This is a genomic window from Burkholderia sp. 22088, assembly GCF_052045915.1.
GTDB lineage: Bacteria > Pseudomonadota > Gammaproteobacteria > Burkholderiales > Burkholderiaceae > Burkholderia > Burkholderia cepacia.
The window spans coordinates 20,897-34,612 of sequence record NZ_JBQEPY010000009.1 but is presented as its reverse complement, the minus strand read 5'-3'; the positions used below and the strand labels follow the sequence as shown (position 1 = coordinate 34,612).

The 13,716-nt window shown below is 68.4% G+C and carries 11 protein-coding genes; 7 read left to right on the top strand and 4 right to left on the bottom strand.

The window, feature by feature from the left end; translation table 11 throughout:
* Positions 1-40: 40 nt before the first annotated feature.
* Together ACTJLD_RS18260 and ACTJLD_RS18255 are read right to left on the bottom strand one after the other, a co-directional pair.
* On the bottom strand, positions 41-1,039 hold the full coding sequence (locus ACTJLD_RS18260; protein ID WP_027788249.1) for a 2-hydroxyacid dehydrogenase: 999 nt from the start codon (positions 1,037-1,039) through the stop codon (positions 41-43).
* A gap of 30 nt (positions 1,040-1,069) precedes the next feature.
* Positions 1,070-2,053, bottom strand: coding sequence for a LysR family transcriptional regulator (locus tag ACTJLD_RS18255; RefSeq protein ID WP_059497303.1), 984 nt, complete (start codon positions 2,051-2,053; stop codon positions 1,070-1,072).
* A gap of 756 nt (positions 2,054-2,809) precedes the next feature.
* On the opposite strand from ACTJLD_RS18255, the gene ACTJLD_RS18250 reads away from it, so the two are divergent.
* The gene (locus tag ACTJLD_RS18250) at positions 2,810-4,021 is read left to right on the top strand and encodes a pyridoxal-phosphate-dependent aminotransferase family protein (RefSeq protein ID WP_059698916.1); all 1,212 of its coding nucleotides are present in this window, start codon (positions 2,810-2,812) and stop codon (positions 4,019-4,021) included.
* Between the two features lie 18 nt (positions 4,022-4,039).
* Here the strand turns inward: ACTJLD_RS18250 and ACTJLD_RS18245 are convergent, their stop codons facing one another.
* On the bottom strand, positions 4,040-4,975 hold the full coding sequence (locus tag ACTJLD_RS18245) for an AraC family transcriptional regulator (protein ID WP_027788246.1): 936 nt from the start codon (positions 4,973-4,975) through the stop codon (positions 4,040-4,042).
* Between the two features lie 137 nt (positions 4,976-5,112).
* On the opposite strand from ACTJLD_RS18245, the gene ACTJLD_RS18240 reads away from it, so the two are divergent.
* From ACTJLD_RS18240 to ACTJLD_RS18230, 3 genes are all read left to right on the top strand, one after another.
* A complete protein-coding gene (locus ACTJLD_RS18240; RefSeq protein ID WP_027788245.1) occupies positions 5,113-6,003 on the top strand; it encodes a DMT family transporter in 891 nt (296 codons plus the stop codon).
* Positions 6,004-6,116: 113 nt separating this feature from the next.
* A complete protein-coding gene (locus ACTJLD_RS18235; RefSeq protein ID WP_440659399.1) occupies positions 6,117-6,788 on the top strand; it encodes a hypothetical protein in 672 nt (223 codons plus the stop codon).
* A 9-nt stretch (positions 6,789-6,797) separates the two neighbouring features.
* A complete protein-coding gene (locus ACTJLD_RS18230) occupies positions 6,798-7,394 on the top strand; it encodes an RES family NAD+ phosphorylase (protein ID WP_440659398.1) in 597 nt (198 codons plus the stop codon).
* A 96-nt stretch (positions 7,395-7,490) separates the two neighbouring features.
* On the opposite strand, the gene ACTJLD_RS18225 is transcribed toward ACTJLD_RS18230, so the two are convergent.
* On the bottom strand, positions 7,491-8,705 hold the full coding sequence (locus ACTJLD_RS18225; RefSeq protein WP_059698925.1) for an MFS transporter: 1,215 nt from the start codon (positions 8,703-8,705) through the stop codon (positions 7,491-7,493).
* Between the two features lie 359 nt (positions 8,706-9,064).
* Here ACTJLD_RS18225 and xdhA point away from each other — a divergent pair, with 359 nt between their 5' ends.
* The 3 genes from xdhA (at position 9,065) to xdhC (ending at position 13,693) form a co-directional block, all read left to right on the top strand.
* Positions 9,065-10,609 (top strand): xanthine dehydrogenase small subunit, encoded by a 1,545-nt coding sequence (xdhA, locus tag ACTJLD_RS18220; RefSeq protein ID WP_440659397.1) that lies wholly within the window; start codon positions 9,065-9,067, stop codon positions 10,607-10,609.
* Between the two features lie 18 nt (positions 10,610-10,627).
* Positions 10,628-12,991, top strand: coding sequence for a xanthine dehydrogenase molybdopterin binding subunit (xdhB, locus tag ACTJLD_RS18215; RefSeq protein WP_027788240.1), 2,364 nt, complete (start codon positions 10,628-10,630; stop codon positions 12,989-12,991).
* Positions 12,992-13,075: 84 nt separating this feature from the next.
* Positions 13,076-13,693, top strand: a complete 618-nt coding sequence (gene xdhC, locus ACTJLD_RS18210; RefSeq protein ID WP_333994423.1) for a xanthine dehydrogenase accessory protein XdhC — start codon at positions 13,076-13,078, stop codon at positions 13,691-13,693.
* Positions 13,694-13,716 lie beyond the last annotated feature (23 nt).

Genomic DNA, 13,716 nt, shown 5'->3' with positions numbered 1-13,716 from the left:
GGCGCCGGCAACCGTCAAATGAGCCGTTTTCGTCGGTTTGTCAGCGATTCGCGGTCACGACGTTCTGCGGCGTGCCCGCATGCCACGCCTCGATGTTCAGCAGCGTCGTGTGCGCGATCTCGGCCAGCGCTTCGCGCGTGAAGAACGCCTGGTGGGACGTGACGATCACGTTGGGGAACGTCAGCAGGCGGGCGAGCACGTCGTCCTGCAGCGGCAGGTCGGAGTGATCCTCGAAGAAGAGCCCGCTTTCCTCTTCGTACACGTCGAGCCCGAGATGGCCGAGCTGGCCGCTCTTGAGCGCATCGACCAGCGCCTGCGCATCGACGAGGCCGCCGCGCCCGGTGTTGATCAGCATCGCGCCATGCTTCATCCGCGCGAGCGTCCGTTCGTTGATCAGGTGGTGCGTCGACGGCAGCAGCGGGCAGTGCAGGCTGACGATGTCGGCGTGGTGCAGCAGCTCGTCGAGCTCGACATAACGCGCGCCGAACGCGATCAGTTCGTCGTTGTACGGCGGCACCGAGTGCGCGAGCACATGCATCCCGAAGCCCATCATGATCTTCGCGAACACGCTGCCGATGATGCCGGTACCGATCACGCCGACGGTCTTGCCGTGCAAGTCGAAGCCGAGCAGGCCGTTCAGCGAGAAGTCGCCTTCGCGGGTGCGCGCGACCGCGCGCGGCAGGCGGCGGTTGAGCGCGAGGATCAGCGCGACCGCGTGCTCGGCCACCGCGTGCGGCGAATAGGCGGGCACGCGCACGACCGTGATGCCGAGCCGCTCGGCGGCGGCCAGGTCGACATGGTTGAAGCCCGCCGAGCGCAGCGCGATCAGGCGCGTGCCGCCGTCGGCCAGCCGTTCGAGCACGGCCGCGTCGACGGTGTCGTTGACGAACGGGCAGACGACCTCATAGCCGTGCGCGAGGATCGCGGTTTCCGCGTCGAGGTGCGACGGCTGGAAGTGCAGCCGATAGCCGAACTGCCGGTTGGCGGCAGCGAACGAATCGTCGTCGTACTGCCGGCTGCTGAACAGGATCACGCGCACGCTGCACCTCCGAAGGCTGACGCGCGCAGTTTACTGCAGGCCCGTGACGATGTCGGAGCGGTCGGGCCCGCGCGGCGGCCGCAGGAAGCCGTAGTCGGTTCGTTCGCGGGCCGGCTGCGCACTGAAGTGGTCGAGCGCGTGCTCGACGAAGCTGCGCGTGCGGGCCGGTACGTACTGGCGGTTCGGGTAGACGAGCGACAGCTGCGTGTCGGGATCGTCGATCCGGTAGCCGGCCATCAACCGCACGAGCGTGCCGCTCGCGAGCGCGTCGGCGACGCACGGCTCGGGCAGCACCGCGATGCCGGCCCCGGCCACGGCGGCCGCCTGGACGAGCGCGAGCTGGTTGACCGTGCAGGTCGGGCGCACCGTGACGGAATGCGCGATGCCGTCGTGGCCGACCAGTTGCCACGCGGGCGCATGCTGGTGCGATGCGAGCGTGACCCAGTCGTGGCCCGGCAGGTCGTCGGGCAAGCGCGGCTCGCCGCGTCGCTCGAGATAGGCCGGTGCCGCGCACGCGACGAACGGGTTCGGCGCGAGCGCGTGGCCGATCAGCGTCGGGTTGCCGTCGAGCCGGTTGCCCGTGACGATGCCGACGTCGTAACCCGAATCGAGCACGTCGAGCGGCCCCTCGGAGACGGTCAGCTGCACGCGCAACTCGGGGTAGCGGTGCCGGAAGCTGCTGACGAGCGGCGTCAGTGCAAGCGGCGACAGCAGGCCCGACGCGACGACGCGCAGCGTGCCGGCCGGTTCGCGCACGGCATGCGCGACGGATGATTCGAGGTGGTCGAATTCCTCGAGCAGCGCACGGCACCCGTCGAGGTAGCGCACGCCGGCCTCGGTAAGCGACAGGTTGCGCGTGGTGCGGTGGATCAGCCGTGTGTTCAGGTGGCCCTCGAGCATCGCGATCGAACGCGTGACGAGTGCATTGGACACGCCGAGATGGTGCGCCGCGCGCCGGAAGCTCTGCTGCTCGGCGACGCAGACGAATACACGCATGGTCTGAATCTGGTTCATGGCTTGCGTATTTCTGGCCCGGTTGATTGATTATGGTTGATGCTTTTCGCCGCGCAACCTCGAAAGCGTATCGCGCGGCACCCAGTTTTCCTTCGTATCGAAAAATCGTTTTTTTCGATTCCGCAGACGATTGTTCAATACAGAAGCGATATCCGTCAACCTGAGAAAAGGGGCGGGTTGCGGAAAATCGAAATAGGGAGTAACGCGTTAAACGCGGTGCTGTATCGATGCCTGCCGTTCAAAGACGGCAGGGTATTAGAGTAAGCGCGGTTGTTCGAGTATTTCTTATGTTAATCAAGGGGTTGATCGCTATTCTGGCACGCTTGTTCCGGTATTGAGGGAAAGCGTGCCCCAATACATGTAGAAGTAATGGATGTTTTTTGGGGCCGCACGTCTGTTTTGCGTGCCGGATTCCGTGAAGCGATTTTTAGGGCGGATTCGGCCTATTTTTTTGATACAGAAGTCGCGTTGAACCGGCGGTTTCGACGATTCGTTGTGTTATTGACGGAGAAAATCGTGCACCTGGTGTACGAATGGAACCGTTTCACAACCCGGCCCGCAATCGTTTCTCATTTCGAATGGCTGGCGTGCGGCACGCGCACGGCTGGCTGGCCCGGTCCGGCGACCGGGCCAGCGTTGCGCTGTCCGGCACGTGCGTGCCTCTTGCGCGAGGCGGCGGAACACGGAATGATCGATCAGTTCGCCATGCTGCGCGGCGAGCGTCCGTGCACTTCCTTTCCTCACCTTTTACCTGCCATGTCCATCGATTACTCGCCGATTCCCTGTCCCGTCGTCGTGCCGCTCGACGCGATCCTGCCCGAAGAACCGCTGCTGATGATGGGGGCCGGCCCGGTTCCGATCCCGGCCGCCGTCGCGAAGGCGAACACGATCGTGATCAACCACCTCGGCGCGACGATGGCGAAGATCATCGAGCAGGTGAAGGAGATGGCGCGCTACGTGTTCCAGACCCGCACGAAGTGGGTGCTCGGCGTCGCGGGCCCCGGTTCGGCCGCGATGGAAATGGCGATCTCGAACCTCGCGTGGCGCGGTACCCGCGTGCTGTCGATCCGCAATGGCTTCTTCAGCGCGCGGATGGCCGAGATGGCCACGCGCGTCGGCGCCGACGTCGCGACGCTCGAAGTGGCCGATCGCGCGGTCGCGAGCCTCGACGAGATCGCGGACGCGATCGCGCGCGAGCGTCCCGAGATCGTCACGATCGTGCAGGGCGAGACGTCGAATACCGTGTGGAACCGCGACCTGCGCGACATCGCGGCGCTCGCGAAGGCGGCCGGTGCGCTGGTCGTGGTCGACGCGGTGTGCACGCTGTCGACGATGCCGCTCGAGATGGACGCGTGGGGCATCGACGCGGTGATCACCGGCGGCCAGAAGGGGCTGTCGTCGATCCCGGGCGTGTCGCTGATCGCGTTCTCCGACGCCGCGTGGGACCGGATGAAGCGGCGCCCCGAACCGAACGCGCACTGGTGCCTCGACATGGCGCTCGCGGAGAATTTCTGGCACAACGCGGGCTATCACTACACGGCGCCCGTGTCGGGTGTGCTCGCGCTGCACGAAGCGCTGCGGCTCGTCTGCGCGGAGACGCTCGAAAGCCGCTTCGCGCGCCACCTGCGCTGCTCGCTCGCGCTGCAGGCAGGCGTCGAGTCGATGGGGCTCAAGCTCTATGCGCCGAAGGATTGCCGGCTGAACTCGGTCGTCGGGATCGAGACGCCGGAAGGGCTGACGCCGGGGATGGTCTGCGGTCACATCTCGAAGCAGTACCAAGTCGAGATCTCGGGCTCGTTCGGGTTGCCGATCGTGCGGATCGGACAGATGGGCGAGCAGTGCCGTGAGCACAACCTGTTTCGTACGCTGCATGCGTTCGGCCGCACGATGGTCGACCTGAAGGTGCCGGTCGACCTGCCGGCCGGCGTCGCGGCGCTCGAGCAGGAACTGTCGCGACGCGGCGCATAAGCCGCGACGGGGCCGCGCTCAGCGGCCCTGCATCGCACGCCGGTAGGTAATCGGCGTCGTACCGTGAGCGTCGCGGAAGCGATGGCTGAAGTGGCCGGCGTTCGCATAGCCGCAGTCGGCCGCGATCTGCGCGAGCGGCAGCGCCGTCGTGCGCAACAGCTCGCGCGCCCGCGCCAGCCGTTGCTCGGCCACCCACGCGTGCGGTGCCCGGCCGAACGACAACCGGAACATCCGCGAGAAGTGGTACTCGGACAGCGCGGCGACGTCGGCGAGTTCGCCGAGCGTCAGCGGTTGCGTCAGGTACGTGTCGATGTAGTCGCGCACACGGCGCCGCACGGCCGGCGCGAGCCCGCCGCGGAACGACGTGTCGGTGCGGGTCGTGCTCTGCCCGCGCAGCAGCAGGCTCAGCACCTCGTGCGCGGTCTCGTTCACGCGCAGCCGCTCGTCGGCATCGTCCCAGCCGTCCAGCGCGAGCGAGCGCAGCAGGGAGGCGACGCGCGCATCCTCGAAGTAAGTGCGGTCGGCGAGCTTCAGCTCGCGCGGCTCGCGGTCGAGTTCGCGGATCGCGCGCTGCGTGAAGTGCTCGGGCAGGAAATACAGGTGGATGAAGTGCATCTCGCCGCGCACCCACCAGCGCGATTCGTGGTCGCCCGGCAGCGCGCACAGCAGGCTCGGCGCGCCGTAGCGCGGCACGCGCTGGCGTTCCGTCTGGTAGCCGCCGTCGAGGTAGCACGACAGCGTGTGGTGGCCCGGCTGCTCGTAGATCGTCTCGCTTTCGTCGGTGATCCGCGTCCATTCGGCGATCGCGAGATGGTCGCCGAGCCACGCGAAGCGCTCGAGCGTCGCGTTCGCGTCGGCGAGCGTGCGGCAGACCGACTGCAGGCCGAACGGCAGATCGCCGCCGGCCAGGGCGGCGGGGTGGTCGATGGGGGGCGCGGAAAGGGTGAGGCTCATGATGGGCCGAGTATAAGCGGGCGGGCGGCGCCGCGGGCGGCGGCCCGAAAAAGACCGCAAATCCGGACAATCGGCGCGCGCCGGGCGGCGGCATAGTCGGAGTCCCGTTTCACCCGCTCTTTTGGATCGTTGCCGCCATGAACCTGTCGCTTTATTTCGTCACCGTGCTGATCTGGGGCACCACCTGGATCGCGATCAAGTGGCAGCTCGGCTCCGTGCCGCCGCCCGTGTCGATCGCCTGGCGCTTCTGGCTCGCGGCCGCCGTGCTGTTCGCGCTGCTGCGCGTGATGCGCCGGCCGGTGCGCCCGCCGCGCGAAGCGTGGCGTTTCCTGCTGGCCCAGGGCTTCGCGCTGTTCTGCCTGAACTTCCTGTGCTTCTACTACGCGGAACAGGTCGTACCGAGCGGCCTCGTCGCGGTGATCTTCTCGACCGCGCCGCTGTTGAATTCGATCAACGGCCGGCTGTTCATGGGCCGCCCGCTGCGGCCGTCGGCGATCGCCGGCGCGCTGCTCGGCCTGACCGGCATCGCATGCCTGTTCTGGCAGCAGATGGCCGGCCATCTCGACGACCACGCGACCTGGACGGGGCTCGCGATCGCGCTGGCGGGCACGATGTGCTTCTCGGCCGGCAACCTGCTGTCGAGCCGGATGCAGTCGATGGGGCTGCACCCGCTCGCGACCAACGGCTGGGCGATGCTGATCGGCGCGGCGATCCTGACCGTCGGCAGCGCAGCGGCCGGCTTGCCGTTCACGCTCGACACGAGCCCGCGTTATCTCGGCGCGCTCGTCTACCTGGCCGTGCCGGGCTCGGTGATCGGATTCACCGCCTATCTGACCCTCGTCGGCCGGATCGGGCCGGAGCGTGCCGCGTACTGCACGGTGCTGTTCCCGATCGTCGCGCTGGCGGTGTCGACGGTGTTCGAGGGTTACCAGTGGTCGCCGCTCGCGGTGGTCGGGCTGCTGCTGGTGGTGGCCGGCAACCTGGTTGCGTTCGACCTGACGCGGAGGCTGTTTCCGAGGACGGCGTGACGGATGACGGGGCTGCCCGATGTCGCCTGCCCGGTCGTCAGTTTGGTTGTCATGGTTGACTTGGTTCCGAATCGGGCCTAGTCTCGAGCTTCCGGTCGTGCAAGGAGGTAGCGATGGTCAGGCAGGCTCGTGCGCTTGAAGGCGTGGCTGCGGTTCTCGATGTCGAGACCGAGGAGGCGCTGCGCAGCGCCGTCGGCGCCGCGACCATGCTCGGGCCCGATCGGGCCCGGGCGCTGCTCAGGCTGTCGGACGAACAGCTGGGGCACTTGTTCAAGGCCGGCATCGCCCAGGTCATCGATCTGGCCGGCACGATCACGTTCGGCATCGCTGCCGCCGCGACCCGCGACAGGCAACCGCCCGTTCGCAGGAAACCGCCTGCGAGGCCGGCGGCCCGCGCGGATGCCGCGGCCGCCGATTTCGAGCAGCGCGCGCTGGCCGAACGGCGGGCGCTCGTCGCGAAGGGCGCGCTGCTGCCGGCCGCGGAGATCTGGGCGGGGCTCGGCATGACACGGCAGGCGCTCAGCAAGGCGGTCGTGTCGGGGCGCATCTTCGCGGTCGACGTGGGGGCGGCGCAGTACTACCCGGCCTTTTATCTGACGGGCGATATCGATCGCAAGACGCTCGGGAAGGTGACGCAATGCCTGGGTGGTTTGCCGGGGTGGAGCAAATGGCAATTCTTCAGGACGCCCAAGGCGTCCCTCGGTAACGTCACGCCGCTGAAGGCGCTGTCGCAGGGGAAGCTTGCCGAGGTCGAGCGTGCCGCGGCGGCGTTCGCGGAACGCTAGGAGGCGCGGTTGACGTTGAGGCCACCGAGCGAACACTTCGCGAATGCGACGCTGGTTACGCGAACGATTCCGCCGGCGGCGCTGGTGCGCGTTTCCCGGTACGAGACGGGCGAGCCGTACTTCGGCAAGTCGGGCGGCAACCGTTTCGACGACCCGCGCAAGCGGCGCCGGTATGGCACCAGCTATTTGGGTTTCGACCTGCACTGTGCGTTCGCCGAGACGGTGCTGCACGACGAAGTCGCCGATCTCGCCGTTGGCGGCTTTCCGCTCGTGACGACGGAGCTTGAGCGCTTCGTGCTGTCGTTTACCGGCTCTCCGCTGACGGTGGCCGTCCTGCACGGCTTGCCGCTGAAAAACCTTGGCGGCGACGGCGCGCTGTCGACCGTCGTACCGTACGACATCCCGCAGCAATGGTCGCTCGCCGTGCACGGGCATGGCCGCCGGGTCGACGGTTTTCTGTATATGTCACGCCATCTCAACACGTCGGAAGCGCTCGTGCTTTTCGATCGTGCCGAACCGAAGCTCATGCTCGAGCGCGCCGTGCCGTTCCGGCGCCACGTCGACGCTGCGCGCGTGCTGCGGGACTTCAACATACTGCCGCGTTAAGTCACGTCAAGCCGTGTCTCGCCGGACGCCGACGAATGGCCCCGCGCGGCCTTTCGTCGGAACGAGGGCTCGCGCGATATCCCGCGGCCCGGGCGCTCATGCCGCCGCGCCGCTCTCCGCAACCCGCGCCTGCCGCTGGTACAGCACCATCGACAGCGCGACGCCCGCGGCGGCGGCCACCGCCGCGAACAGGAATACCTGCGGATAACCGAACGCGCCCGCGACATAGCCGGCGAGCGGGCCCGTGATGCCGAGCGACAGGTCGAGGAACACCGAGTACGCGGACAGCGCCGCGCCGCGGCTCGCGGGCGGCACGAGCGCGACGGCCTCGACGCCGAGTGCCGGGAAGATCAGCGCGAAGCCGAAGCCCGTCAGCGCGGCGCCGACGAGCGCGACGTGCGGCACCGGCGCGAGCCACAGCAGCACGAGGCCCGAGCATTCGAACGCGAACGACACGATCGCGACGCGGAAGCCGCCGTACGTCTTGATCGTGTTCGCGAACAGCAGGCGCGCGCCGATGAACAGCGTGCCGAACACGGTCAGCGACAGTGCGGCGTTCGGCCAGTGGCGCGCGGCGTAGTACAGCGTGACGAAGGTGGCGATCGAGCCGAAGCCGGCCGAGCCGAGCGCGAGGCCGAGGCCGTGCGGCAGCACGCGCGTGAACACGCTCGCATACGACATCCGCTCGCCGTGCACGAGCGGCACGGAATCGATCAGGCGCGCGAGATAGAAGCCGGTCGCGGCGAGCGCGATCACGATCACGCCGATCAGCGCCGGATTCAGCGTATGCGCGATCGCGACGCCGACCGGCGCGCCGAGCGCGAGTGCGCCGTAGGTGGCGATCCCGTTCCACGAGATGACCTTCGCGTTGTGCGTGACGCCGACCCGGCCGATGCCCCACAGGATCGCGCCGGTGCCGCACAGGCTCTCGCCGACGCCGAGCACGAGCCGGCTCGCGACCAGCAGCACGAGGCTCGCGACCGGCCAGTGCGCGAGCAGCAGCGCGACGAGCAGCAGCACGCCCGACACCCCGCAGCCGACCAGCCCGCGCAGCACCGTCTGCTTCGGCCCGAGCGTATCGGCGAAGCGCCCGGCGAGCGGCCGCGATGCGAGCGTCGCGAAATACTGGACGCTGATCGCGCCGCCCGCGACGATCGCGGAAAAACCGAGGTCGTCATGGACGAAGCCCGGCAGCACCGCGAGCGGCAGGCCGATGGTCAGGTAGCAGATGAACGTGAAGCAGACGACGGACACGATTTGCAGCGTGACCGCGAACCCGCTGCGCGGCGGTGTGGCGGAATCGGTTGACATGGGGTCGGAACGAATGAACGAAACGAACGGAAGACGGCGAAAAAGGGAATCGGGATTTTCCCATGGAACCGGTTTTCACGCAGGTACCATTTAGTTAATCGCGCCCCGTTTTTGACGATGGCGGACGGTGTCGAAGGCGTCGGGAACGGGTGCAGGGCACCGTGCGGAAAGGGCTGCGAGCGGCCCCGGCGCTCCCCCGGCGTTCCCCGGCGTTCATATCGCGGCAGTTATATGGGCCCCATGCGTGATGGGCTATGGGTTGCGAAATTTGATGGTGATAGCGTGCAAACTGTCAGAAAAACGTCGGTCGAGCGCACTGCGCAGGCCGCCTTGCCCCCCATTTGAAGAACCCTCGAGACATGAGTGAGCCGATCCGCTTCTACCATCGTCACGCGATTCGCGAAGTCAGCGGCGCGGACGTCACCCGCACCGTGCTGCAATACCTGCGCGAGGACGCGCATTGCACCGGCACCAAGGAAGGCTGCGCGGAAGGCGACTGCGGCGCATGCACGGTCGTCGTCGGCGAGCTGACCGACACCGGCGCGGTCGAGTTCAAGGCCGTCAACGCATGCATCCAGTTCCTGCCGACGCTCGACGGCAAGGCGCTGCTGACGGTCGAGGACCTGCGTCAGCCGGACGGCGCGCTGCATCCGGTGCAGCAGGCGATGGTCGACTGTCACGGTTCGCAATGCGGGTTCTGCACGCCCGGCTTCGTGATGTCGATGTGGGCGCTGTACGAGAAGCACGGCCACGAAGGCTGCGGCAGCGCGTGCGCGAAGGCGAAGGACGTACCGACGCGCACCGAGATCGCCGATGCGCTGACCGGCAACCTGTGCCGCTGCACCGGCTACCGGCCGATCGTCGACGCGGCCGTGCAGATGTTCGATGGGCCGGCGCCGTCGGCACCGGTCGACACGGCCGCGCTGGCTCGCACGCTCGCGTCGCTCAAGCGCGACGACACGTTCGACTACACGACGCTCGACGGCGCGCGCTTCGCGGCGCCGCGCACGCTCGATGCGCTGGCCGCGCTGAAGGTCGAGCGGCCCGACGCGCGCATTCTGGCGGGCAGCACCGACATCGGCTTGTGGGTCACGAAGCAGATGCGCCGGCTCGACGACCTGATCTACGTCGGCCAGATCGCCGAACTGCAGCGCGTCGTGCACGGCGACGACTGGATCGAGATCGGTGCGGGCGTGACGGTCGAGAACGGGTATGCGGCGCTGGCCGGCACGTATCCGGAGCTGACCGAAATGTGGAAGCGCTTCGCGTCGCTGCCGATCCGCAATGCCGGCACGATCGGCGGCAACGTCGCGAACGGCTCGCCGATCGGCGATTCGATGCCGGGCCTGATCGCGCTCGGCGCGCGCGTGGTGCTGCGCGGCGGCGACACGGTGCGCGAGCTGCCGCTCGAGGCGCTGTACACGGGCTACCAGCAGAAGGACATGGCGCCGCACGAATTCGTCGTCGGCCTGAAGGTGCCGACCCGCACCGGCGCGCGCGCGAAGCTGCAGTTCCGCACGTACAAGCTGTCGAAGCGGTTCGACTCCGACATCTCGGCCGTGTGCGCGGCGTTCGCGTTCATCGCGGACGGCGACACGATCCGCGAGCCGCGCATCGCGTTCGGCGGGATGGCCGCGACGCCGAAGCGGGCGACGCACACGGAAAGCCTGCTCGACGGCGCGCAATGGCACGAAGCCACCGCGCAGGCGGCGATGCAGGCGCTCGAGCGCGACTACCAGCCGCTGTCCGACATGCGCGCGACGAGCACGTATCGCCTCGATGCCGCGAAGAACCTGATGTACCGATTCTGGCTGGAGACGCGCCCGCACGACCCGCTGCCGCCGCAAGCCCTGAATGTGCGTGAAGTGGCCGCCGAGACCGGCACCGACGCGGCGCGCGTCTGAAGACGGAGAACCCCGAACATGAACCAGCAAGCAGAACCGTTCCTGAACACCCTCGATCCGCAAGCCGACGCCGCGCAGGTCCACGTCTCGCGCGCGCACGAATCCGCGCACCTGCACGTCAGCGGACGTGCCACCTACACCGACGACATCCCGATCGTCGCGGGCACGCTGCACGCGGCGCTTGGCCTGTCGGCGAAGCCGCACGCGAAGATCGTGTCGATGAACTTCGACGCGGTGCGCGCGACGCCGGGCGTGGTCGCCGTGTTCACGGCCGACGACATCCCGGGCGTCAACGATTGCGGCCCGATCATCCACGACGACCCGGTGCTCGCGAAGGGCATCGTGCAGTTCGTCGGCCAGCCGATGTTCATCGTCGTCGCGACGTCGCATGAAACCGCGCGGCTCGCCGCGCGCCGCGCACAGGTCGACTACGAGGAGTTGCCGGCGATTCTCACCGCGCAGGAAGCGCGCGCGGCCGAAACCTACGTGATCCCGCCGCTGAAGCTCGCGCGCGGCGACGCGGCCGCACGGCTCGCCGTCGCGCCGCACCGCGAGTCGGGCGAAATGCTGCTCGGCGGCCAGGAGCAGTTCTACCTCGAAGGGCAGATCGCGTACGCGGTGCCGAAGGACGACGACGGGATGCACGTGTACTGCTCGACGCAGCACCCGAGCGAGATGCAGCACCTCGTCGCGCACGTGCTCGGCGTCGCGTCGCACAACGTGCTCGTCGAGTGCCGCCGGATGGGCGGCGGGTTCGGCGGCAAGGAATCGCAGTCGGGCCTGTTCGCGTGCTGCGCGGCGCTTGCCGCGTGGAAGCTGCTGTGCCCGGTGAAGCTGCGTCCGGATCGCGACGACGACATGATGATCACCGGCAAGCGGCACGACTTCCATTACCGCTTCGACGTCGGTTACGACGACGACGGCCGCATCGACGGCGTCGCGCTCGACATGACGTCGCGCTGCGGCTTCTCGGCCGACCTGTCGGGCCCGGTGATGACGCGCGCGGTATGCCATTTCGACAACGCGTACTGGCTCGGCGACGTGAACATCGCCGGCTACTGCGGCAAGACCAACACGCAGTCGAACACCGCGTTCCGCGGCTTCGGCGGCCCGCAGGGCGCGTTCGCGATCGAGTACATCCTCGACGACATCGCGCGTTCGCTCGATCGCGATCCGCTCGACGTGCGCTACGCGAACCTGTACGGCAAGACCGAACGCAACGTGACGCCTTACGGGCAGACGGTCGAGGACAACGTGCTGCAGGAGCTGCTCGGCGAACTCGAGGCGACGAGCGACTACCGCGCGCGGCGCGCGGGCGTGCGCGAATTCAACGCGCGCAACACGGTGCTGAAGAAGGGCATCGCGCTCACGCCGGTGAAGTTCGGCATCGCGTTCAACGTCACGCACTTCAACCAGGCCGGCGCGCTGGTGCACATCTATACCGACGGCTCGGTGCTCGTGAACCACGGCGGCACGGAGATGGGGCAGGGGCTCAACACGAAGGTCGCGCAGGTCGTCGCGCACGAGCTCGGCATCCGCTTCGGCCGGGTCCGCGTGACGGCGACCGACACCAGCAAGGTCGCGAACACGTCCGCGACGGCCGCTTCCACGGGCTCGGACCTGAACGGCAAGGCCGCGCAGGATGCGGCGCGCCAGCTGCGCGAGCGGCTCGCGGTGTTCGCGGCGAAGCAGTTCGGCGACGGCAAGGTCGATGCGGCCGACGTGAAGTTCGGCAACGACTTCGTGTGGGTCGGCGGCAACGGCGTGCCGTTCGGCGACGTGGTCGCGAAGGCGTACCTCGCGCGCGTGCAGCTGTGGTCCGACGGTTTCTACGCGACGCCGAAGCTGTACTGGGATCAGTCGAAGCTGCAGGGCCGGCCGTTCTACTACTACTCGTACGGCGCGGCCGTGTCGGAAGTCGTGATCGACACGCTGACGGGCGAGATGCGCACGCTGCGCGTCGATGCGCTGCACGACGTGGGCGCGTCGCTGAACCCGGCGCTCGACATCGGCCAGGTCGAAGGCGCGTTCATCCAGGGGATGGGCTGGCTGACGACCGAGGAGCTGTGGTGGAACAAGGGCGGCAAGCTGATGACGCATGCGCCGTCGACGTACAAGATCCCGACGGTGAACGACACGCCGCCCGAGTTCAACGTGCAGCTGTTCAAGAACCGCAACGTCGAGGACAGCATCCACCGCTCGAAGGCTGTCGGCGAGCCGCCGCTGCTGCTGCCGTTCTCGGTGTTCTTCGCGGTGCGCGACGCGGTGGCCGCGGTCGGCGACTACCAGGTGAACCCGCCGCTCGACGCGCCGGCCACCGGCGAGTCGATCCTGCGCGCGGTCAGCGCGGTGCGTGCGGCGCGCGCCGGTCAGGCAGGCTGAGATGAAACGGCTCCCGCGCTCGCTTCGTTCGCCGCTTCCGACGGGGGCGGTCAGCCTCCTCGGGGCGGCCCGGCGGAGGCTGACATGAACGGCCCCGCACGCTCGCTTCGCACCGCGCCGCCCCCGGCGTTCGCGCAGGGCACCGGCCAGCGCAACCGCGCGAGCGGCACGCCGGCGCCGATGCACATCGTGCTGTTCGGCGCCGGGCACGTCGGTCACGCGCTCGTCACGCTGCTCGGCGCGCTGCCGTGCGTCGTGCAGTGGGTCGACACGCGCGACGAGCTGTTTCCGGACGAATGTCCGCCGAACGTGCAGCCGGAGCCGACCGACACGCCGGAGGCCGTCGTCGACGCGGCGCCGCCCGGCGCATATTTCCTCGTGATGACGCACAACCACGCGCTCGACTTCTCGCTCGCCGCGCAGATCATGCGGCGGCGCGACTATGCGTACTTCGGGATGATCGGCTCGCGCACCAAGCGCGTGAAGTTCGAGCGCCGGCTTGCCGCGCGCGGCGTCGATCCGGTGCGGCTCGTCGAGATGGTGTGCCCGATCGGCGTCGCGGGCATCGTCGACAAGACGCCGGGCGCGATCGCGGTGGCCGTCTGCGCGGAGCTGCTGCAGGCGCGCTCGGGCATGCCGGTGGCGGACGCGAAGGCCGCCGCGGCGGGGCGTGCGCGCGACGACGTGTCCTGCGCGCGATAGCACCGCGCGGCCAGCGCATGGCC

Bases quoted from the DNA above. Each gene is read 5' to 3' on its own strand.
- ACTJLD_RS18255 (WP_059497303.1), bottom strand. From the start codon at position 2,053: ATGAACCAGATTCAGACCATGCGTGTATTCGTCTGCGTCGCCGAGCAG.
- ACTJLD_RS18250 (WP_059698916.1), top strand. From the start codon at position 2,810: ATGTCCATCGATTACTCGCCGATTCCCTGTCCCGTCGTCGTGCCGCTC.
- ACTJLD_RS18245 (WP_027788246.1), bottom strand. From the start codon at position 4,975: ATGAGCCTCACCCTTTCCGCGCCCCCCATCGACCACCCCGCCGCCCTG.
- ACTJLD_RS18240 (WP_027788245.1), top strand. From the start codon at position 5,113: ATGAACCTGTCGCTTTATTTCGTCACCGTGCTGATCTGGGGCACCACC.
- ACTJLD_RS18235 (WP_440659399.1), top strand. From the start codon at position 6,117: ATGGTCAGGCAGGCTCGTGCGCTTGAAGGCGTGGCTGCGGTTCTCGAT.
- ACTJLD_RS18225 (WP_059698925.1), bottom strand. From the start codon at position 8,705: ATGTCAACCGATTCCGCCACACCGCCGCGCAGCGGGTTCGCGGTCACG.
- xdhA (WP_440659397.1), top strand. From the start codon at position 9,065: ATGAGTGAGCCGATCCGCTTCTACCATCGTCACGCGATTCGCGAAGTC.
- xdhB (WP_027788240.1), top strand. From the start codon at position 10,628: ATGAACCAGCAAGCAGAACCGTTCCTGAACACCCTCGATCCGCAAGCC.
- xdhC (WP_333994423.1), top strand. From the start codon at position 13,076: ATGAACGGCCCCGCACGCTCGCTTCGCACCGCGCCGCCCCCGGCGTTC.